The following is a 23,000-nucleotide window of genomic DNA, read 5'->3' as shown; positions in this document are numbered from 1 at the left end:
ATGAATTTCTCTGCTTGGTCGATTCTCAATCCCATACCGGCGATACTGCTCTTCGCAATGCTCACCTTCGGTGGGCTCTTGGCCTTCGAGCGGTTGCCGGTCCAATACTTCCCCGATATGGACCTTCCGAGGATCAGCATCAGCGCTACACTCGAGGGCACGGCGCCGACGCAGCTCGAGACGGAGGTGGCCCGCGTTATTGAGGACCGGCTCGCGTCGCTGAGCAATCTCGACCACATCGCAACGACGATTGCAGATGGCACGGTATCGATCGACGTCACTTTCGAACTGGAAAGGAACAGTGACGAGGTTTTGAATGAAGTCCGCAATGCCGTTGACAGTGTAAAGCCAGATCTGCCGGCGCAGATGCAGACGCCGAGCGTCACCAAAATCTCCATGCAGAGCGCCCCGCTGGTCACCTACGCGGTCCGTTCGTCCAGTCTCAACGAAACTGAGCTTTCCTGGTTCGTCGACAACAATATGACGAAGGCACTTCTGTCGGTAGCGGGGGTGGGACAGGTGAGCCGGTTCGGCGGTATTGATCGCGAGGTTCATGTCGACCTCGATCCAGGGACCATGGCTTCCCTCGGGGTCACGGCAGCCGCCGTTTCAGAACAGTTGAAATCGGTCCAGGCAGATACGTCGGGTGGAATTGGCGAAATTGGCGGCACACGCCAAACGTTGCGGACGCTCGGTGCCGTTGCATCCGTCGAAAATCTGAAGGGATTGCAAATTCCGTTAGCCAACGGACAACAGGTCCGTCTCGACGATGTCGCATCCGTCAATGACAGCTTCGCGGACCGATCCTCGCTGGCCTATCTCGACGGACAGCCCGTGATCGCTGTCGCGGTCAAGCGCTCAAACGGGTTTTCGGACACGGGCGTTGCCGCCGACGTCGCGAAGGCGATGCAGCAGTTCGCCGCCGAACATCCCGGCGTGCAGATCGATGAAATCTACAGTAGAGACGTAGCGATCCTCGATAGCTATCAAGGTTCGATGCACATGTTGTTTGAGGGGGGGATCTTGGCCGTCGTGGTCGTGTGGTTCTTCCTACGGGACTGGCGCGCGACGCTCGTATCGGCCGTCGCACTGCCGTTGTCCGTCATACCAACCTTCCTCGCCATGTACTTCGCCAACTTCAGTCTTAATATCATTACCTTGCTTGCACTGTCGCTGGTGGTCGGCATACTTGTCGACGATGCCATCGTGGAGATCGAGAACATCGCTCGCCATCTCCAGATGGGCAAACGGCCGATTGATGCCGCCCTCGAAGCCGCCAATGAGATCTGGTTAGCCGTTATTGCGACTACGCTCGCGCTCGTGGCGGTGTTTCTTCCGACGGCATTCATGGGCGGCATACCAGGGCTGCTCTTCCGCCAGTTCGGCATCACCGCCGCAGTCGCCGTACTCGCCTCTCTCGTCGTTGCGCGCCTGCTGACACCCATGATGGCTGCCTATTTCATGAAGCCGCATTCCACCGAGGTAAAGGATGGACGAATCATGGGAGCCTACTTGGCGGTTGTGAAGGCGTCCTTGTACCACAGAAACAATACGCTTTTCGTGACCGCGATCTTTGTAGCGCTCTCGCTTTCCACCATCCCCTTCCTGAAATCAGGCTTTCTGCCTGCTGCCGACGATGCGCGGACCCAGGTGACGCTGGTCCAGCAGCCCGGCGCGACCATCGACCAAATGGACAGGACAACCAAGAAGGCGGCAGACATCGTGAGCAAGCTTCGCGATGTGACACACGTCTTCTCATCCGTCGGCTCGGCATCGTCGGGTGATAGCCCCGGAGCCAGCATCGAGACGGCTACGCTTGACGTCATGCTGACGCCGCTGAACGAGCGCGACCGTAGGCAGTCAGAGATCGAAAACGATATCCGCTCGGCCCTCTCCATGCTCCCCGGAGTGCGGGTTGCGGTCGGTAGCGGCGGCAACGGTACGCAGCTCGTCCTCAGCCTTGCCAGCGATGATTCCGATGTTCTTGAACAGGCGAGCGAGGCGCTTGAGGAGCAACTCCGTACGCTGAACGGTATTGGAGCGGTGACTTCGACCGCCTCGAGGCAGGCGCCCGAGGTTCAGATCACGCCGGACTTTTCACGCGCAGCCGCACTGGGAGTAACCTCAAGCGCCATCGCAGAAGCGGTGCGGGTTGCCACACACGGCGATTACACTTCCGCCCTGCCAAAGCTCGATCTGCCTCAGCGGCAAATCCCCATCGTCGTCCGGTTCAAGCCAGAGGCGCGCACAAACCTCGACGACATCCGGAACATAAGGGTGGCAGGAGCCCATGGCAGTGTCGATCTCGGATCAATCGCCGACATCCGTATTGGCGGAAGTCCGTCCGAGATCAAGCGGATCGATCGGATGCGCAATACGACTGTTTCCGTCGAGCTCAACGGCCGCATTCTGGGCGACGTTTATCGCGAGGCAATGGCGCTGCCAGCTCTTGAGCACCTGCCGCCGGGCGTCACGATCGTGAAGCAAGGCGAACTTCAGCGCAGCTCGGAACTGTTCCAAAGCTTCGCTTTCGCGATGGCAATCGGTGTAATTTGCATATATGCCGTGCTCGTTCTGCTATTTCACGATTTCCTGCAACCGTTCACTATCCTGATGGCCTTGCCCCTATCGCTCGGAGGGGCTCTGCTGCCGCTGGTGGCAACCGGGACCAGCTTCTCCGCGCCAGTCGTCATCGGTCTGCTGATGCTCATGGGCGTCGTGACGAAGAACTCGATTCTCCTCGTCGAATACGCGATCGTGTCGCGCCGCCAGGGAATGGAGCGGTTCGATGCTCTCGCGGATGCCTGCCATAAGCGCGGGCGTCCCATTGTGATGACGACCATCGCCATGGCGTCGGGCATGCTCCCGGTTGCTCTTAGCCTGACGGGAGGCGATTCAAGTTTCCGACAGCCTATGGCCATTGTGGTGATAGGCGGTGTGATCACGTCAACGCTACTTTGCCTTATTGTTATTCCGGTCATATTCACGTACTTCGATGACCTGCGTGAGGCACTGACGCGGCTCGCATGCCGTACCGGGCTATGCCACGAAACATCTGAGCAGGAAGCGGATGCGCCCAATTGCGAGCCCATCGCGTTTAACCGTAGCCCTGTCACTCGGGGACATGGCCAAAGATGACGTTGCTTGGGCATAACAACCTGGGAGATCAACGAGCCGCGCGCACGTTGCCCAATCCATTTTCCGAACGCGCGATTGTGCGGGGCAGTTTCTTGATGACGCATCAGCGTGCCTGAACATGGAGACGAACGCGCCAGATCTCGGGGAAGTTCGTGGACTGCCGCAAGTCGCGAATTCAACCTGGTCGCAAAGAGAGCCAGCGCTCGTCGTCAACACGGCCTTTGTTAGGCAAGGAGTTACATTGTATTACTGATGAGCCGGCTGACCGCCCTCTCGAACCGGCTCAGCCGGGACATCTGGTTGGGAGCCGAGGTGGCGCACCGTATGGTAGTCGGCGAGATTCGCTTCCTTCGTCAGGTTCCAATAATCGATCAGGCGCCACGGGCTGTTCGTTACAATTCGCCCTCTGTCATTGCGAAAATATGTGGACATCCCGGGATGGCTCCAGATCATCCGCTGGTGCATCTCTTGAATCGTCTCGTTGTAGCGTTGATACACTTCGTGACGGCACTCGACTTCATCGAGCTTCTCCTCGCCCATCTGGCGCAGAACACTCAGCACGTAATCTATCTGACTTTCGATCGTGAACATGAAGTTGCCGCGATGACCGAGCGCCGTATTGGGGCCATACAGCATGAAAAAGTTCGGGAAGCCCGCCACGACGGTGCCAAGATAAGCTTGGCAGTCGTCGTCGTTCCAGACCTCACGTACTGTCAGGCCTTTGCGTCCGACCACTTGAACCGGAAGTAAGAAGCGTGTGGTATCGTAGCCCGAAGCGACGATGAGAACGTCTGCCTCGTGCTTTTCACCATTGATCCCATGGATTGAACTGCCCTCCACACGCTCAGCGGCGGCGTCTATGAGCGTCACATGCGGCTTGAGAAGGGTCTTGTACCAGCCGTTGTCTAGGAGCATCCGCTTGCCAAATGGCGGGTAGGGCGGGATGACCTTTGCTAAAAGGTCCGGGCGCCCGGCCAGCTGTTCTTCGATATACCGGGTATAGGTCTCGCGCTGGCCGTCGTTCACCGCATTCACAGACCGGTCTGGATGCGGCCAGGCCGGATCCTTCTGCAAGGCCTCATGCACTTGACTGTCGAAAATCCAACTCAACCGCAGCCTGTACAGCCATTCATAGTGTGGCACCTCGCGAAGCAAGAACTGCACCGGCTCCGGAACCGGCATCCGAAATTTCGCGAAGGGCGCCGCCCATTGGCGTGAACGCTGGAAGATTGCCAGGGCGCCCACCCGATCGGCAATGGCGGGAACAACCTGGATTGCCGAGGCCCCATTGCCAATCACTGCCACCCGTTTGCCGTCGAGGGCAACCTCGGGGTCCCATTCGGAGGTGTGTACCACCGGACCTTCGAAGTCGCGTAGGCCCGGGATGTTCGGCCATTTCGGCGTGGTGAAGCCTCCCACGGCGGAAATGACCACATTGGTTACGAGGGTTTCTTGCGTACCGTCGGGCAGGCGTAAACGGGAATGCCAGGACCGGCTCTCTTCGTCATAGCGAGAGACAATACACTCGGTGCAGTAGCGGATAGAGCTCTCGATGCCGAATTCACGAGCAACGCGGTTGAAATAGTCGTCAATTTCCCGCTGCAACGGGAAGAACTTGCTCCAGTTGCCACCGGCAAAAGTGTAGGCGTAGAGATGTCCGGGCGTGTCCACCCCGCAGCCAGGGTAGTGATGTGAGTGCCATACGCCGCCGGTGTGATCCTGCTTTTCGATCTGGATATAGGAAATGCCGAGTTGTCGCAGCCGAATTGCTGCCGCTAGACCGGACATGCCAGCCCCGATGATGAGCACGCGAAAGCCATCCGGCAAGCACACTGGATCGGGAACCGCGCCTGAATACCTCCGCAGCTTGTGGATCATCATGTCAGCGTATTCCGGTGGAATAGGCTCGGCCTCTGAAATAGAGAGCATGCGTGTCAACTCATTTGCCGACAGCTCCGGCTTGGCGATGTGTGCGCCGTGGCGCCAAGCCATGATGGCGGGCAGTGCTGCATCGCGAATCTCCATCTGCAATTCGACTGCCAGGCCGCCGGAATCGTTCTCATCCCACCGACTCTTCACGGGAATAAACGGAGGGCTCAGCCAACGCTCTTGCCCTGTGAACTGGTACAGAAGGAGCAGCAGGGTGGGAATGTTGGCCGAAGGGAGTGCCTCGGCGATGCGTTGGCGGAACAGTTCAAGGTCCCTAGAGTCCGCCATGATTCAGGCTCCTACGATAGCTCTGCCGACGGCGCGGGCACATGCGCCCAGGACGATCGACCTAGCCCCGGCGGAAAGCATTGTGCTGGCATTCGACATCTCCGCCCAATCATCGTTGGTCCGTGACTTGTGCAAATGCCTGAGAGCAATATGCATGCCAAAGGAAAAATTCCTTCGGATGCAACACGATCGACCGAACCGGCTAATCAAAATGTTCAAGATTGTCGCATATCGGACTACCGCATCTGCGGCCGAGCCCGCAGTGCTCCCGTATCCTCAAAAGCGTCCCGATATCGGCGCCCCCTGGCAAGCTAGCCAGCCGACCCGCAGCCATCGTCAGCGGGGAAAATTAAGTCTCCACACGCCAAAAATGAAAAAGCCAGAACCTGCAAGCGCGCCATCTTCAAGGCGGTTTGTCACTTCGCTATTGTCGCCGCCATGGTTCGCTGTCGGAGGAACGGCCCATCTTCCTTCGACAAGGGAACATCGGCGCTTTCGGCGAAATCCGGTCTTGCCGGGCAGGAATTTGTCTGCTGGAACATAACGACTGGCAAGGTCAGTCAGCTAGACCTCTGACATGCCCTATAGTGCAGGACTAATCTTCATGCTGTAAGAACTCGAATCGTACTCGGAATTGTTGCTCATCTCCCGGGGCGAGATTGACATTGTATTCTCGCTCGTCAAATGGAATGCGTCTGCCCTCCATGTCACCGTGCCCCGTACATGGTTCTAACGCCAGAAAATCTTGCTGTGGAAGAGACCATACAACCCAGTGCCGTGCATCTGGCGCGTCAACTCTGATTGTGGCCTTCTCTCCAACAAGCGACAGCCGCCTACTGTTCGCATTCAAAAAACAAAGGGCATCATTTTGGAAAAGGCTCTCATTTAGATGAAGGCAACGCCCGTGGAATGAAATTTTCCGTTTTTCACCTCGAATTAGCCCTTGAGAAGATATGCACGGAACAAGGGGAGATTCCGATTTCTCGAACTCCAGCTGCCAGCTATCCTTGCGCGAAGACATCAATGGCCATCTAAACCCGGGATGTATTCCGATGGAATAAGGCAGGAATGCAGAATGCGACTTGTTTTTCACGGATACGTCAATGCTCAATTGACTATCCACAACTTTGAACTTAACTGTGCAACTGAAATGAAAAGGAAACATTGTTTTCGTAAACTCATCGTCAGATGCTTCTAATATCACCTCACCTTCTGAGCTGGAGACCACGTCAAATTCCTGCATCCCGATGAAGCCGTGAACCGGCATCGGATAATACTGCCCTTTTATTTCGACAAGCGACGACTCGCTCGATCCGCACGAAGGGAACATCAGGGGACAAGTTCGGTTCCAGCCCTGGGAGCCTCGTGGCCAAAGGAGGTCGTTTGCACCGACCTGCCACCCGATCAGCTCTGCTCCTTTGCGGTTGACAACTGCCTGTGCAGCACCGGAGCGGATAACGACAGCATCATGCATGAATGTGGTTACCTTAGAACCTTCGCCAGGTGGTCTTTTTCTTCTACAATCGTGGTGGTCGGATCAGAGTCTGCTGTTTTTCTTTGACGTCAAATCGATCGGGTCACGACAGGTTCCACTGCCCCGGCGTCAGGCTACGGAGATGACGCTGACGAGTGAGCAATTGCACTGGTTGCTTGTCGGCATGGACATCGCATTCAAGGGATGAGTATCACGCCCGATTTGGAGGGGGAAGCGCTTTGCGAAATTTCCAGAAAGGTCTTGAAGCTCACCGCCTCATGTCAGCTGCGTTAATGGACGGCGCGGTTTGATTTGAGCCGACCTGCAAATATCGGTGAGGAAATTATTCGTCAATGGCGTGGGGGTTTGGAGGTGGCAGCCGAAAATAGCTGCTGTCCTAGCGAAAGAGGACACAGTCAGTGCGGCGGACATTTCACAAAGCTGTTTCAGGCATGCGCCGACGGGCGTGTCCTCACTGCCGCGAGCAATCATCGCATCTGCACGTGACAAAGCGCTCTCCCCGGCCCGTCATCCCCTCGCTTTGTCCTTCTGCGACTCGAACGGCATGGCGTTCCAGTTCGGCGGGTTCTGCCCGAGAATGGTGCGAACGAAGAAGTCCAGGAGCTTGCGCTCCGTGAAAGGGCCGGGCGCATCATGATCCGCACCGGGTACATAGACCATTTCGAAATCTTTTCCCGCCTTGATGAGCCGATCGGCAAGCTGAAAAGTGGAGGACGGATCGACATTGCGGTCCATTTCGCCGACGATGAGCATCAGCTTGCCCTGCAACCGATAGGCATTGTCGATGTCGGAGGACTGCGAATATTCGATGCCGACCGGCCATCCCATCCACTGTTCGTTCCACCAGATCTCGTTTAGTCGGTTATCATAGGAACCGCTGTTGGCGGCCGCGACCTTGTAGAATTCGGGATGAAAGAGCAGCGCGCCTACCGCATTTTGGCCGCCGGCTGACCCGCCGAAAATCCCGACATTGGAGATGTCGTACCAGGGGAACTTCGCAGCCGCCGCCTGGTGCCAGAGGATGCGATCGGCAAAGCCCGCGTCCTTCAGGTTTTTCCAGATAACGTCATGAAAGGCGCGCGAGCGGTTGTTCGTGCCCATGCCATCGATCTGCACGACGATGAAGCCTAATTGCGTGAGCGGCTCAGTGTCGGTCGAGAATGATTTCGGCACGAACGAGCCCTGCGGCCCGGCATAGATGTCCTCCACCACCGGGTATCTCTTCTTTGGGTCGAAATTGGCTGGCAGGTGAATGACGCCCCAGATATCGGTCCTGCCGTCCCGCCCCTTGGCACGAAAGCTCTGCGGCGGTTGCCAGCCCGCGGCGGTGAGCTCGCAAATCTCGGCCGTCTCGACGTCCATCAGTTTGGCATTGTCACTGGCGCGGTAGAGCACCAGGCGCGGGGGCAGATCGGTGCGCGACCACAGATCGACATAGTAGCGGCCATCGGGCGAAAACTCGATGTGGTGGTTTGCCGGCTCGGGCGTGAGCGCGGTCAGCCCCGTCCCATCGAAGCCGATGCGGTAGGCATGGACGAAATAGGGATCTTCCTCTGGGTTCATACCGCTTGCCTCGAACCAGATCTGACGCTTTATCGGATCGACATAGTCGACCGCCCGCACCACCCAATCGCCACGGGTGATCTGGTTCTTGAGCGCGCCGGCCCGGCCGTCGAACAGGTACAGATGCTCGTGCCCGTCGCGTTCCGAAGCCCAGATGATCTCCTTGCCGTCATCGACATCATACCGGTAGGTTTTCCCTGTCCAGCTTTGGTCCCTCGCCAGCGGTACGTAATCAACGAAGGTCCTACTGGCCTCATCGATCAGCGCGCGCGTGCGGCCGGTGGCGGCATCCACCTCGACCAGGCGATAGAGCTGATGGCCGCGTTGGTTGAATTCGAAGGTGAACCCGCGCGAGTCCTTCCACCACCGGATGGGCGACAACTGGAATGGGTTCGAAAACAAGGCGTTGTCGATCGTTATCTCGCGCCGGCCGGCAATGTCGAACAGCACGGGCTGGGGAAGCGGAAGCACGTCGCCCGCCTTGAGATAAGCGATGGAAGAAAATTCGGGTTGAAGCTGCTCCTTCGGCGACGATTCGAGATAGTGCACCTTGCGCTCGTAGCCGGGGCGGACGCGGTAGGCCGCGAGGTGGCGCGAGTCCGGGGACCAGCTCAGCGTCGAGAAGGCGTAGTAGTTGCCTTCTGATCCATCCCAGCTCAGCGCGACATCCGGCGCGCCGTCCTTGCTCCGCAGGAAGACATTGTAGTTCTTGATATAGGCGCTCCATTTACCGTCCGGCGACACGCTCCTCTTATCGGGATCATTCGTTGCTGGCGGCGTGTAGTCGTATCTTAATTCCTGATAGTCCGGGTCGCTCGGATGCAGCGCGGTGTGCATGCAGGCATCGTTCGCAAGGTCACAGCTCCACAGTTCATTCCCGCTGGGGAAGTTGAGCCTGCCACCATTGTCAGTCAGTTCGAAGCGGTCAAACGGCAGGTTTTCGGGCTTGAAGCTCTGGTGGGTCGCCTCGTTCAGCGCCGCTGCGAGGCGGACCTGATCGAAGGCCGGCCGCTTCTCACCGGTGGCGGCGTTGACCAATATGAACTGGTGCTCGCCGTGACTGCTCCGGCGGTAGGCGAAGCTGTCTGCGCTCACCCAGAAAGGCACCTCGGGGAGATCGACGGAGAGTCGGCGATAGCGGTTGTTGATCGTGAGCGCCCGCTCGAAGTCGGTCACCGCCAGCGGCGGATCCGAAGGAGCCGGACCGTTCGGCAGCGCCTGCGCGCCGGCTGCTCCGGTTTCAACGATCAGCACGAGCATTAAAGCCCCGATCTTCCACATGGTCATTCGCCTTCCTTCAGTTTTGTCATTTACCGCTTTCTTGGATCGACGCCTCTCAAAAGCCGATTTGCAGCACCGTTCAGGCCCTGGGGAGCTGCGGCCACCTTGTTGCGCGACCGCGGCGCCGGAATGCCTTGACAAGTCTACGGACACTCCAGAACCTGACGGGGTTGAATCGATTGCGGAGTTGGAATGGACCTCCCGGCCCAGCCGCAGCCTGACCGGGCATTGTTATCTCAATCGGCATGGCGATGATCAGTGGGGAAGATTGGACTATCACTTTAATTCGGCGTCATTGACGGGTTGACGGGGGGGGTCTGCATGAGCCGAGCATTCTTCGTGCCAATGAAGAACCTCTTATAAATACAACGCGGTTGGTCGAATTCGATATGTCGCATACCTGACATTCGTCGCGCATCGAACATGTTCTACATCAACACAACCGCGTCAGGTGGACGCGTGTATAAAGGAGCTTCTCGCAGCGCGCTGGACATTGCTGGGCTGGAGGAGGACGTGCATTCCACCCTATGATTCACAGGAGTGGTCGCTTTCACCTCACGAACCCGGCGGACAGGGATGACAGGTCCTCTGGTGAGAGCGCCGCTTCTCTCCCCCGTGACGTCCGCAAAGACATCCTGCTTTCTCGTCGCACTTGCCCTGACCGCGGACTACCCAAGCCACCAACGAGTGCTTACTCACAAGCTTGATTTACTGCCGTGCCAAACGGCATGCCATCAACCTGATTAGGCGGGCTGGTTTCCTATTTGACGGCGCCGTTCCAACTGCGTCACATTTTCTCTCGACAACTGTCGGCTCTGGTCTCCTCTGTGATGCTTCAGGTCGCCTTCTCGAGCACGTGAATGTCTGAGCCGGCATTATCCGAGATCACGTCGATCGACGCGAGCCCTGCCAGGTGCGCACATTGTTCAAAAAATGGCCTGGAAAACGAAAACGAGTTCTTTAGATGCAACCGATCGCCGCGTAATAACCTGATATTGCCGCCCTTGAGGCAAAATGATGAATTCCTTTTTACGACGGCGGTGTGTACTACCTGCAGGAATTCATCATCACCTCTAATATCCGCTTCATACTCAAAGACCTCTGGATCGAAGTTGCCGTCGACGGGCAACTCTGCTTTCATTCTGTAGAAAACATTGAGCTGAAATTCCGGATGCGCTTCATAATATGCTTTGGCAGCATCCTTTCTCAGATCTGAGCCAATTGAGATCGCAACCCAGCACCGCTTGGCGCAGCTCGATATTTTCTTCAGCGCCTGGACGACCACTTCGGTCGGGGGTGTATCACATATGCAAGCAGCAAGATTCCCAAATGTCCGGCCAAACATGACAACAAAAGCCGCTTCATCATCGAAAAAATAGCGTCGCCCAGAGAATATATCATCGCGTATAAAGTCGATTCTTGACCCGAAAGCTGACGCTGATTCCGCGATTGCACCAAGGAACTCGTTCGACCGATCGACCAGAACGCAACGTGAGGCCTCGCCGCGCAAGTCTGTCACAAGGGGAAGCGTCTTTTGTTGGAATGCTCGCACTGTTCCGGGACCGTATTCCAGAACCGATACGCCCTTACGGGATCGCTCGTCTCGACGATACCATTGTACATAGTCTCGCACTCTCTGTCGTAGGTCTTGTGCCAACTTGATCTCAGCGTCCACCATATTGGTGGTCCCGGTGTCGAGCGCATTCCTGATCCTCTGAGTTTCAGCCTTAGCCCATAGCAACGCGCCACTCATCGAATTACCGTTTCGATCAACTCCGGTGTGTTTAGCGTATTGTTCAGGACCTAGTTCCGGCGAATATCGTTGCTGAAACAGCTCCAAACTCGTTTCAAGAAAGCTCACCGCTGCTCTCCTCTCGATCCTTAGCACCCATCGAAGTATTCCAGCTGAAATGGCTCCACTTATCGTTCAACCGAAGCTGGACGTCCTAGTGCGCGTAAGCCGCCATCATTTCACGGACTTTCGCCACACAGCCGCGGCCGCGCCTGCAAGCAGAAGTGCGGCGGCATCGCCGACGAGCGCGGTCTGTGGGTTCACGACCGTATGTCCATGGACCTGCAGGAGAGGCTACAGGATCGGAAGGATCAATCCTTGACGTCGATCAAGGACAGGCAACCCGCCACTTGAAGAGGTCGGCGGCCGGGCTGCGAAATCCTCATGGCTGGGCGCTGCTTTGGCGAGAGCTTCGGCATGCCGAGGTTGCTCGATGATGTACAGATGTGTCGTTGGCGATAATCGACCCACGAGTTCAGCAAACGTGTCCCGTGTTTGCCGCAACGGAGCACGTCATCGGCCAGCCCCCCGCGCTGAACGTCGAAATCGCTGCGGTAGACGCTACAGCTCATCGACGGCGTCACATCATCCCAGCGCCATTAGGCCATCAAAACCGGGAGCGATGAGGAGATCGAGAAATCGGAGACGCTGCCTGATGCCGCGGCGGGCTCGCTTGACGCGGAAAAATCATCGCGGCTATTGGCGCACACGCCCACGACCTATTTTCGTCCGTCAGGGCTACTCAATCAAGTCGACCCAAAACGTGCCGCACTATAGCGACGCCCTGCCCTTTGCAACGGCCACTCTAGTAGGTCCGAACCATGCTCCAAGCTAGACGTTCTTCTGCGCCGCATTGACCTGCACGGATGAGCCCCTCGGAGTAAATTTATCTATACCGGGTCACCGGCTTCGCTTCAGTTCGAGAGATCAGATCTAAAGCTTCACTGCATGCGAATGCCGCTTCGATGCATGCGGCCTTAAAACAGTTTCTTGCGGAATTCACGTATGATGGGTGATGCAACGCTTCACGGCAGGCTTGTACCGCCCGTGCGTGCTGCACTCGCTGGTTCGGCCATTCATTCTCCAGGAAATCAAGGGCGTCGTACGGCCCGCAAAACTGGCGCTTCATTCCATTTTGCAGTGTCACCCAAAGCGGGGTATGCCATGGCACTTCTCTCATGTTGGGACCTCCTCAAAGGCCGTATTGAGAACAGACAACCCCCCTTATCCGTTCCCAACTCTACAATGATTCTTGGCTCTTCGTCACCACGCACGCAAGACGCCAGATTGCTCGCAGCAGGGCAAAGTTTAACCGGTGCTGTGAGCGGGTGTGCCCACTCTCCCTGCGAGAGAGACCGAGCCATGCGCAGGAGTCGAACGCTGGCAAATTGCCGGTTTTTTTCAGCCATTCGGCTCCGCTATCGTGGGGCTTTTCCGTGGTTCGTTGACCAAGGGCATACTGGCAGCGGCATATAAAGTAAGCATCACCAGGTCAGGCTGCATGGGCAACAAAAACCAGCAGCGTGACCTTAGCTACGCGGACGGGTCCGCTCGGTAGTCGCAGAGGTTCTTGGCACTCTACCGTCCTCGCCGAACCGCGGACCTGTCGAGTCTGGGGCAGGGCGTTCATTCAGAGTCCACGGGCGGGTTTGTCGAGCTTGCGACACGGTGAGCTTCGGTCCGGCGCTCTTGGGGAGCCATTGAAAATCTGCAGAACAGTTTTTCTGAGGTTCTTTGGCTTTTGCTGCGTTGGCACGGCTCTTGCATCTCTCATTGCGTACCGGCCGGAGCTGCCGACTGGCACCCTGACTGATCTTCTTATTTGCGTCCTCGGAAAGGAGACAGCGATGAAGAGCGACATGGCAGCCTATTGCGTAACCGAATTAACGCCCGAAGAAGCATCCGGGACTTCGGGAGGGATGTTTTGGGCAATAGCTTTCGTAGTTATTGGGTTCGTAGGCTTTGTAGCTGCAACCATAGCAGGAAAGGCCGCCGACGATGCCCTCGGTTACTGATCTTCTCTTTTAGCTCTTGGAAAGGAGACAACAATGAAGAGCGACATGGCAGCTTATCGTGTAGCCGAATTAACCCCTGAAGAAGCATCTGTAACTTCGGGAGGATTCTGGCCGATAGTGTTCGGAATTGCTGCGCTAATAGCTCTTGCAGCTGCAACCATAGCGGAGGGGGCCATACGCTCTAAGAACCACGATTAAAACAGAGTGGCGCTGTTATCCATGCTTCACAGTGAATACAGACTAGCCGTTCCCATTTCTCCTGAGACGGCCAACTACACCGCAGAGAGCATTCTCTCCCGACGATCAGGACGATCTCTGGTCATCTATAAGGCGATTCTGCTCTCTGTGGCTGCGGCATTAGTCTCGTTGCCACTGATCACCATACCGGTCTCGGTCCAAAGTGCCGGTGCCATTCGCCCAAGCGTCGAAAAGACGCCCCTGGTCGCGCCCGTCTCCGGACGCATCTCTCGCGTCCTTGCCGTTGAGAACGATGAGGTTATCAAGGGGCAGGAAATCCTCGCCCTCGATGATGTAGTCGTTGAAGAAAAGCTCAGCGCGGTTTTAGCCGACCTTAACGCTAAAAGCGATCTGGCCCATGACTTCGAAACGCTGATCTCGTCCGGCACACAGGCGAAGGAGCCCACCCGCCTCCTAACCAAATTCGCCACGGCTGAACGGGCGCATTTTCTCAACCTGCTGCGGGAGAACCACTATGCCCGCAGTAACGCCGCAGCGGAACTCGACCGCGCAAAGCGACTGGCCTCGGCTGCAGCAGCGCCTGCGAAGGCGATTGACGAAAAGGCTTTCGCTCTCCAAACCATCGAGGTCCAGGGTGAAATCCTCGCCCGGCGCAAAACTGCCGAATGGAACCAGCGCCTCTTTGACGCTAACCTACGCCTCAAGGAACTCACGGCCACCTTGCATCAGCTCGAGAATGAACGAGACCTGAACCGCATTCGTGCTCCAGTGTCAGGCGCTCTCGAGCAATTCTCCGGCCTCACTCCCGGCAGCTACGTTCAGGCCGGTCAAACCGTTGCCTGGATCTCGCCGAACGGCGAATTGGTGGCGGAAATCTACGTCTCCCCCGCCGACATCGGCTTTGCGTGGCCTGGCCAGTCGGTGCGGCTGCAAGTGGATGCCTTCAACTATAATCAATGGGGTGTTATCGACGCGACAGTGCTCGACGTGGCGCAGGACTTCACGCTCCATGACAGGAACCCGGTCTTCAAGGTCCGGTGCGCGCTCTCTCGCAGTCAGCTCGCGCTCAAGAGCGGGGTCATCGCTCACCTCAAGAAAGGCATGACTGTGCGGGCCCGCTTCCTGTTGGCCAATCGCACTCTCCTGCAACTCCTCTACGATCAGGCCGACGATTGGCTCAATCCGCTGCTGGCGAGCCACTAATCTTCATTTTCAAACAGCGATCGAGCCGCCATGTCGAGCAAGGCCATTAAGTTCAAGCAGCGCGACATCACAGATTGCGCAGCCGCCAGCCTCGCCTCTGTCGCAGCCTTCTATGGCTACAGGCTGCCATTGTCGCGGATCCGCCAGTATGCCTCGACCGATCGCTCCGGCACGAACGTGCTGGGCCTCACGGAAGCGGCGCAGAAGCTGGGCTTCGTTGCCAAGGGAGTGAAGGGCGGCTTCGACAGCCTGTACAAGATCCCCAAGCCCGCTATCGCGCACGTCATCGTCAAGGAGGCCCTGCATCACTTCGTCGTAATCCAGGCGATCGACGCCAAGTGCGTCATCGTAATGGACCCCGCCTACGGTGAAATCCGCAAGCTGTCGCATGAGGAATTCATGGCGCAATGGACTGGCGTCCTGGTTCTGCTGGTTCCCGCAGACACCTTCAAGCGCCGCGACGAGACCACCTCGCCCCTCGCCCGCTTCGCCCGTCTGCTTGCGCCACACAGAAGGGTGATGGCGCAGGCTCTCGCCGGCGCGCTTGTGACGACGATCCTCGGCCTCTCGACAGCGATCTACGTTCAGAAGATCGTCGATCATGTGATCCCAGCGGGCAACCGCAACCTGCTCAACTTGATGAGCATCGCGATGCTGCTGATCCTGGTGGCGCAGATCCTCATCGATCTCCTTAGAAACCGACTCGTCCTGCAGACGGGGCAGAAGATAGACGTCTACTTGATCCTCGGCTACTACAATCACATTCTAGGACTGCCGCAGAAGTTCTTCGACGACATGCGCATGGGCGAAATCGTCTCACGCATGAACGACGCGGTGAAGATCAGGAGCTTCCTAAACGACGTCTCGATCAACATGTTCGTTGACGTGCTCATGATACTGTTCTCGTTGGGGCTGATGTTCATCTATTCTTGGAAGATCGCCTTGCTCGTGGCGCTCTCCATCCCTCTGTACCTCCTCGTCTATTGGACCATCAATCGGATGAATGGAAAGCGTCAGCGTGCCATCATGGAGAATGCCGCCGATCTCGAGGCGCAGCTGGTGGAATCACTCGGAGCCATCTCCACCATCAAGACCTCCGGCGTGGAGAGCTTCGCGAACGTCAAGATCGAGACCCGCTTTGTGAAGATGCTGCATTCCGTCTACAGCTCCGGCCTGATCTCCATCTTCGGCGACAACGCCTCGACGTTCGTGTCGACCCTCTTCACCATCGTGCTGATGTGGTTCGGAACGACGCTTGCGCTCGAACAGGCCATCACCCCCGGCGAATTACTGTCCTGCTGTACGTTGCTCGGCTATGTCACCCGGCCGATTGCTCGCCTGATCCAAACTAACCGGATCGTTCAGGACGCGCTTATCGCGTCGGATCGCCTGTTCGAAATCTTTGACCTGGAGCCGGTAAGCAGCGGCGGCATCGATGCGACAAAGGCTGATCTCGGCGATATTCGCCTGGAGAACGTCACGTTCCGCCATGGTGCGCAGCCGGAGCTTTTCCAGGATCTCAGCGTCTCGTTTCGTCGGGGCGAGGTGACGGCCGTGGTGGGGGAGAGCGGCTCGGGCAAGAGCACCCTTGCGGCGTTGCTGCAGAATGTCTACCCGCTTGAGGGTGGATGCATACGGATCGGCCCCTATGCCCTCCAGGACCTCTCGACCGCATCGCTGCACAAAGTCGTGGCTGCAGTACCGCAATCGATCGACGTGTTCTCCGGCTCGGTGATCGAGAACATCGCCCTGGGGGAGTTCGAACCGGAGTTCGAGAAGATCCTGCAGATATGCGATCAAATTGGGCTACGGGAGTTGGTCGAGCGCTGGCCAGGCGGCTTCCAGGCCTATCTGGGCGAGAACGGCGTACGCCTCTCCGGCGGCGAGAAACAGCGCCTTGCACTGGCTCGAGCCCTGTACCGGAATCCAGATATTCTGATCCTCGATGAAGCGACCTCCTCTCTCGACTCGGCCGCCGAGGCATTTGTCTTGCGGGTGGTTGAGGATCTACGTCGGGCCGGCAAGACGATCATCGTCATCGCTCATCGACTGAGCACCATTCGTGGGGCCGACAAGATCGTGGTCCTCGACAAGGGGCGGGTCATTACGGAAGGAAGGCACGCTGACCTGCTGAAAACTGATGGCCCTTACGCTCGACTGTGGCGGGCTCAGAGGTCTTCCTCCATTTAGTGGGACCCCGACAAAGCCCTTGCTGGCGACTTGCAGCGTGCCAATGGCATCAAACTGGCATCCTTGATGCTCTTTACTGATCAATAGACGCACTTTCGCCATCGTGAAACCCAGGGCGACAGGATGACTCGTTACCGACAACGACGGTTTAGTAGCGACCAGCGTCGCCTGCCGCGGGCCTCGTTCACCAAGCCGCACATCCATCCGTAGCGTCGATGCGTTCGATCAAAACAATGAATTACTCGGCTTATTCGATGAAGGATATCAAGGCGTCCCGCAGCGGTAGGGCACTGCATCACAAGGAGCGTTTGCGATGGAAAAGTTTTTTCGGGGAAGCGAGGCTGCCGACTGCATCTTAGGCAGCAATGGTGACGATGTGATCATCGATTTTTCTGGCAATGATTGGATCGACTCACGTTCAGGCACTGACCGGGCATTCGGTGGCGCGGGAAACGACCGGGTCTTGGGGGGCGCGGGCAATGACCAGGTCTATGGCGAAGAGGGCAGCGACAAACTCTCCGGCGACGACGGGCGCGACAAGCCTCGAATCGTTGGTGAGGACAATGACTATCTCTCCGGTGGAGCCGGCGATGATGTTCTCTTCCTCGGTGACGGTAGGGATTGGCTGAAGGGAGGCGAAGGCTCCGACACGTTCGTGTTCCAGTTCCACAATCCAATGCCCGGGCTCCACAACCCGATGCCCGGTGTCTTCCCAAAACAGGGGCCGGAACCGGACGTATCCACCATCCTGGATTTCGACCCGGCGCAAGACACTTTCGCCTTCGATGCGGCGGGGCTCCACAACGATGGCTTTGGCGCAAACTTCATCAACCACGCCAGCGTGCAGTCAGGTTACCCGGTGGACACCTTCTATAGCGGCAAGGCGTCGGGTGCGAACGGCGAGCACGTCGTGGTTATCACCGACAGGAGTTTCGCCGATGGCTCTGCCGCCGCGAGCGCGATTTCCGGCGAGAGCGCCGGCGACATCATTGTCTATCACGACTACAAGAACCACACCGCGGATCTTGCCTATGTCACCTCGGCAAATCACGTGGATGTGTTCGCTCACCTGTCTGGCGTGTACAGTGTGTCCAACCTTGCCAATCTGCACCTGACCGCGTCGGACTTCACATTCGTCTGATCGAAAACCCCACGGAAGTGCTGCCGCTTTGGCGGCAGGACACTCCAAATTCGTGACGCACGCCAATCTAGGAATTCTGACATCTTGCGAAGCGTCGCCAGCCGTCCAAGTTCGAGAGGGGAATCGCGGCTCGTTGTGCCCGAGGTTCGCACTGGCCGTACGTCAGATATTGATCGTTGGGAAAGCCGTCGGCGGCGATGCCAATCTTTGCAAGGGCTCGTCTTCACTACGCTTGAGGAAGAACCCAGCGTCGTTCTGCCAGCCTTCGGCCGCCCCGCATTTTAACGTACCCACCTGCAGTGGGGAGCTGACAGTCGGATGCCCGACCAAGCGCATCCTGAGCGGGGGCGGCTTCGCTTGCAGAGGCCACGCAGAGCTCTTGCGGTGACGACTGAATGCGCGGTGGGCGGTTCATGGTAGTGTCCTGCTCAATCATTCTGTGGGGAGTTGTGCTTAATCGAGCAAGTGCCGTGCCAATCTTATTAACCTTTTGAAACGATGGGGTCACTCAGTGGGGCAGTGCTTCATGCCCGACGGTGTCAGAAAGCCAACGAGCGCAACTGACCAACATCGCAAGCGCCATCGTGCTCTTATGCGAGCATCATTGCCCGATTGAGAAGGTGTGAGCCTGGCATGATGGCCGCGTGCTAGCGTTTGGACCAGAATGGATAGTGTCGGCCAGGCTCTGGAGATCATTCAATGAGGCGGCGAGCGGTTAGGCAAAGATGACGCAAGTATGCGGGGCATGACACACGCTCACGAAGTTTCGAATCGCTCAAGCATCTTCTTCAGCTGAACGTTCTGCAGATAAAGCTTTCGAGCCAGCTGGGTTCGAAGCATTTTGATCTCCTCGTCGAGGGTTGTCACTTCATGGAAGAACAAATTTCTTGAGGATAGGGTGGGTTGCACACTTTCATCATTCTTTGACGCGGTATTCTCCCCGGCCACGCGAACCTTGGCTTTCTTCCTACCTTCTCTACGCTGTGTGGCCGGTTTCCTTCGCAACTTTGTTCCCACCGTGCCTGTTGGCGCCGTCGAATTCGTTTTGCCGCCCGCGTGGTCTGCTTCGTGACGCGCTGTCGGTTGCGCCTCCTCAATGTCGTCATCGACTTTCGCCTTGTCCGATGCGACTGACACTTGGTCAACCGATACATCCTCAGCGTGACCAGATGGGCTGACAGCTTGCGTCGAATTGGTCGGAAGTGTGGACGTGTGCTCCACAGTGCGCTCGAGAGCCTCGGGATCGCTGTCATAGCCATCCGAACTCTCTGGCGATCTGGCCGAGGATCGCCGCGACGTCAACTTAACAAGGAAATTCCACGGTGTTTTCATAGCATTGAAGGCTTCGGCTCGGGAGGGAGAACGGTTTGTGTTGCGGATGTGAGGTTAAGCGGGGAGACTAGAGGGTCGGGCAGTGCACGTTCCGACGGTTCCGATATGATAAGGCCGGCTCCGGTCTCGAGGACGTGAACAATGCCTTTGCTCGTTGGTCAGATAACGAAATTAAGCAGTTCTGAGAGAATGAGTCCAGCTGCACCTCGCAGAGCAGCCACATTTTCGCTGTCCCCAAGCGCTAGCCTAATCTCGTCACCAGGGCGGTCGAGTAGCTGATCCCGAAAGCTTCTTTCGATCAGATCGAGCATCCGCCTTCCCCCATGCACGACATCTCCATGCAGAATAATGCAGTTTGGTGCTATTAGATGCTGAAGATTAGCCAACCCGACCGAAACATTGAACGCGTACTCGTCCAGTAGGTCCACGGCCTCTTTAACGCCTTGGTTGGCTAGCATCACCAAACGGCCAGCGTTGAGCGCGTGAGGCTGCGGCAGCCCTTTTGATCGCGCTTTTTCCCTTATCCACTTCAGCGTTGCGACTGTTTCCCAACATCCGCGTCGCCCACAGTGGCATGCCCGGCCATTGAGCTGCACAATTGTATGACCGATTTCGCCACCTGCCCCCGCGGCTCCCCGATGAACATGTCCGTTCAGGAACAGTGCCCCTCTTAGAGTTTCCCCGATGTAGACCACAGCGAAGTTTCGCCGGCCACGTCCTTGCCCAAACCACCGGTCGCCAACAATTAACGCCCTGGTATCTTGGTCGACGACGACCGGAACCCCAAACTTTTTGGTCAACTCCGCTCTTATTGGAAATCCGTCGAGATACGGCACCGGGCCGGTGCGTAGAATTGAACCGGTTTCCGTATCGATCATTCCTGCAACTGCAGCGCCGATCCCCAAGATTGGATAACTGCTGGATGTGATGGTTCTTTCGACACAGCCGCTGACAATCTGGAACACGTCGGAAGCGCCCGTCAGGGCTTGCGGCACCTCCGCGACATTCTCGGCATTGATCTCACCCTCCAGCGAAACCAAGCACGTATGCACACGATCATGCATCAGAAGAACCGCACATATAGGCTTGGCCTCTTTGGAGAACCACAATTTAGTGGCCGGCTTTCCCCCGGCTTGGTTAGGCGGAATCGCTTCTCCCTCTGCGAGAATACGCTGGTCGAGCAGAGGTTGAACAATTCCGCCGATGGTTCCTCGACTGACGCCGGTAAAGCGCGCGAGATCCGCTCTGCTGGACGGTCCCATGTCATACAAAGCTTGTAGCAGACGCCCCCGATTTGCGGGCCCTAACGTACCTGCTGAAATCAGGGATTGAGCCGGAATTAACCGATGGGTGTTTTGGCCACCCTCAACTAGCCCTGCGGAACCGGTCCTGTCACGATCACCAGGAGCTGTCCCATGTTCGCTTAAGTCTTGTTGCCTTAGTCGCCTTATCAGAAGATCCATCGCGTAATCCCCCTGCGCCAAAAGTTTGTTGCCCGTATTTCAGGTCATTCGCGAAAACGAAAGACAACTTAGGCAATGGTTTGCTGGATCGTTGATGGCCGAGAGCACGGTGGCGCCTGAATAATGGTGCTGTGCATAACGAGGTCGCCCCACTGCCTTCGCGGTCTAAGGTTTTTGTGCCTGCTCTACCTGCCAGACACGCCACGCCAGCTCTTTGACCGTTTCCCCGCCATTGGACAGCCTTGTTCAAATTCCATGACGTGATGACGGTTGATCCGTTGCCAAGGGCCGCTCGGTGCCCATCAAGGAAAGTGCCGCTCGACCGACGAGCGGAGCGGAAAATTGCTGGCAGCATCTGCCGCCCACAACTGTGGATACATGGTTCAGATCAGGTTTCATTGCGGAAGGACATCACTGAGCCTTTTACGAGCCGATCACCTGGATGTGTCCCCGCGCGCTGGGGGACGGCTGAACACAAGTGCATTTTTTGTTACATCTTCATATTCTTCTCTCACGCCCACAGCAGCTTATGGAACAACCGAACAAAATGCAAAATATATACCAGAATATATTTTACATATCCTGTTGAACTGATCAGAACGTGTTTTATCGTACTTTATGTCTCCCACAGACGACTTATACATTCCCTTATTTACCGGAGAAATGGATGAATAAACGCGCCAAGATTGACACCGACGCTAACCAGGCCATGGCCTACCCGGAAATGAAGCTGGCTTTCTTTGGCGGCGATCCTGTGTTCCCCCCTGGGCGTATCACTGCCTGGCCAGCCGCACAGAAGAAGCACTTAGATGCTCTCCGCGGAGTAGTGGAGAGTGGGAAATATCATCGCGTCAATCATCCGATTGTGACAGAGTTGGAGCAGAATCTCTCCAGGTGGACCGGGAAGTGGATGGTGCGCGCCGTCGGCAGTGGTACGGCGGCGATCCACGTTGCACTCGACTATTTCAAAAGCCGTGGCGAGCACGTGGTTACCGCAGCCCTGAATTGGCCGGGAGCGGTGGGGCCGATAGCAATTTGTGGTCTGCGTCCGATCTTCGTGGATGTCGACATGGATTTGGCTGGTATCGATCAAAAGTCCGCCGCCGAAAAGCTCGCACCGAACGTCGCCGCACTCCTCACCACTCATCTCTTTGGCAATAACATTCTTGTCCCCGACGCAAGATCGGCTGCGCGTACTCAAGGCGTCGCGCTGATCGACGATGTCTGCCAGACAATCGCGGCCGCCAAAGCGATCTTCAACGGAACGCATCTCGACAGCGACGTACTCGCCTTATCTGGAAACGGGGCCAAGCATTTGGGGGCAGGCGAGCTCGGATTCATCCTTACGGAAAACAATAATCTGATCGAGCATGTTGATCGCGTGTCACTGGCGAGCTCAGCTCGAAACGGTGAGCGCATATTCTCGCCTTGCGCACAAGGGTATAATTATCGTCCTAACGTTTTCTCCTCATCTATAGCAAACATGCGAATAACAAATCTGGACACGCAACTACAGAAGCGAAGGAATAACGGGCAGCTGCTATGGAGCATGATTGGGGAACTTCCTGGACTTTTTCCGCTCTTCAATCCGTCGGATCAGCATCAATCGATGCTCAACTTTCCTCTTCGCATCGAACCGGACTTCCTCGGTTTCGGCTCGGGCCCCGCAGCAAGGGATTTCATCGTCAACTTGCTCAAGGCTGAAGGTGTGCCTGTTTGGGTCTGGCTTCGGAAACCTGTGTTCGAATATCTCCCCGGCATTAACGACAGTTGGAGGGCTGCCGATTTTCCAAATACGATGAAACTCTTGGACACGATGTTCTACATATCCGAGATCGCTCCGCCGAACGATGCCGAGGTGATGGAACTTTACGCTGCAGCCTTTCACAAGGTCTGGAAAGCTCTCCCGAGACTGGTCGGAAAAGGGCTTGCGACAGCCGTCTAGTAATATCTGCCCCTCGTAAACTCATAA

14 protein-coding genes are annotated in these 23,000 nt (G+C 56.9%); 7 read left to right on the top strand and 7 right to left on the bottom strand.

Features of this window, described 5'->3' with window-relative positions:
• A complete protein-coding gene (locus ATC00_RS15675; RefSeq protein WP_064253500.1) occupies positions 1-3,138 on the top strand; it encodes an efflux RND transporter permease subunit in 3,138 nt (1,045 codons plus the stop codon).
• Between the two features lie 246 nt (positions 3,139-3,384).
• On the opposite strand, the gene ATC00_RS15670 is transcribed toward ATC00_RS15675, so the two are convergent.
• From ATC00_RS15670 to ATC00_RS31160, 5 genes are all read right to left on the bottom strand, one after another.
• Positions 3,385-5,355 carry a flavin-containing monooxygenase gene (locus ATC00_RS15670; RefSeq protein WP_064253499.1) on the bottom strand — a complete coding sequence of 657 codons (1,971 nt, stop codon included), beginning with the start codon at positions 5,353-5,355 and terminating at the stop codon, positions 3,385-3,387.
• Between the two features lie 595 nt (positions 5,356-5,950).
• Positions 5,951-6,829 carry an aldose epimerase family protein gene (locus tag ATC00_RS31170; RefSeq protein ID WP_072642885.1) on the bottom strand — a complete coding sequence of 293 codons (879 nt, stop codon included), beginning with the start codon at positions 6,827-6,829 and terminating at the stop codon, positions 5,951-5,953.
• 528 nt (positions 6,830-7,357) lie between these two features.
• A complete protein-coding gene (locus tag ATC00_RS15665; protein ID WP_064253556.1) occupies positions 7,358-9,694 on the bottom strand; it encodes a S9 family peptidase in 2,337 nt (778 codons plus the stop codon).
• 835 nt (positions 9,695-10,529) lie between these two features.
• Positions 10,530-11,555 carry an L-histidine N(alpha)-methyltransferase gene (locus ATC00_RS15660; protein WP_234782318.1) on the bottom strand — a complete coding sequence of 342 codons (1,026 nt, stop codon included), beginning with the start codon at positions 11,553-11,555 and terminating at the stop codon, positions 10,530-10,532.
• Positions 11,556-12,372: 817 nt separating this feature from the next.
• Positions 12,373-12,666: a DUF982 domain-containing protein gene (locus tag ATC00_RS31160; protein ID WP_072597298.1), complete on the bottom strand. Its 294-nt coding sequence runs from the start codon at positions 12,664-12,666 to the stop codon at positions 12,373-12,375.
• A gap of 667 nt (positions 12,667-13,333) precedes the next feature.
• Here ATC00_RS31160 and ATC00_RS32605 point away from each other — a divergent pair.
• The 5 genes from ATC00_RS32605 (at position 13,334) to ATC00_RS15645 (ending at position 18,233) form a co-directional block, all read left to right on the top strand.
• Positions 13,334-13,501 (top strand): hypothetical protein, encoded by a 168-nt coding sequence (locus tag ATC00_RS32605; protein WP_156877995.1) that lies wholly within the window; start codon positions 13,334-13,336, stop codon positions 13,499-13,501.
• Positions 13,502-13,534: 33 nt separating this feature from the next.
• A complete protein-coding gene (locus ATC00_RS31155; protein ID WP_082912367.1) occupies positions 13,535-13,699 on the top strand; it encodes a class IIb bacteriocin, lactobin A/cerein 7B family in 165 nt (54 codons plus the stop codon).
• Positions 13,700-13,816: 117 nt separating this feature from the next.
• Positions 13,817-14,902, top strand: a complete 1,086-nt coding sequence (locus ATC00_RS15655) for an HlyD family secretion protein (RefSeq protein WP_037381437.1) — start codon at positions 13,817-13,819, stop codon at positions 14,900-14,902.
• A gap of 30 nt (positions 14,903-14,932) precedes the next feature.
• Positions 14,933-17,092, top strand: a complete 2,160-nt coding sequence (locus ATC00_RS15650; RefSeq protein WP_064253497.1) for a peptidase domain-containing ABC transporter — start codon at positions 14,933-14,935, stop codon at positions 17,090-17,092.
• A gap of 313 nt (positions 17,093-17,405) precedes the next feature.
• Entirely contained in the window at positions 17,406-18,233 is an 828-nt protein-coding gene (locus ATC00_RS15645) for a calcium-binding protein (RefSeq protein WP_037381231.1), read from the top strand.
• A gap of 756 nt (positions 18,234-18,989) precedes the next feature.
• Here ATC00_RS15645 and ATC00_RS15640 read toward each other — a convergent pair.
• Together ATC00_RS15640 and ATC00_RS15635 are read right to left on the bottom strand one after the other, a co-directional pair.
• Entirely contained in the window at positions 18,990-19,565 is a 576-nt protein-coding gene (locus ATC00_RS15640) for a hypothetical protein (protein ID WP_037381228.1), read from the bottom strand.
• A 158-nt stretch (positions 19,566-19,723) separates the two neighbouring features.
• Positions 19,724-21,028, bottom strand: a complete 1,305-nt coding sequence (locus ATC00_RS15635) for an ROK family protein (protein ID WP_037381435.1) — start codon at positions 21,026-21,028, stop codon at positions 19,724-19,726.
• Positions 21,029-21,695: 667 nt separating this feature from the next.
• On the opposite strand from ATC00_RS15635, the gene ATC00_RS15630 reads away from it, so the two are divergent.
• Complete coding sequence (locus tag ATC00_RS15630; protein ID WP_037381225.1) at positions 21,696-22,973, top strand: DegT/DnrJ/EryC1/StrS family aminotransferase; 1,278 nt, start codon at positions 21,696-21,698, stop codon at positions 22,971-22,973.
• The last annotated feature ends 27 nt before the right edge of the window (positions 22,974-23,000 follow it).

It is taken from the genome of Sinorhizobium americanum (genome assembly GCF_001651855.1).
GTDB lineage: Bacteria > Pseudomonadota > Alphaproteobacteria > Rhizobiales > Rhizobiaceae > Sinorhizobium > Sinorhizobium americanum.
Note: the sequence above shows the minus strand (reverse complement) of the source record. Positions and strands in the feature narration are given on the sequence as shown.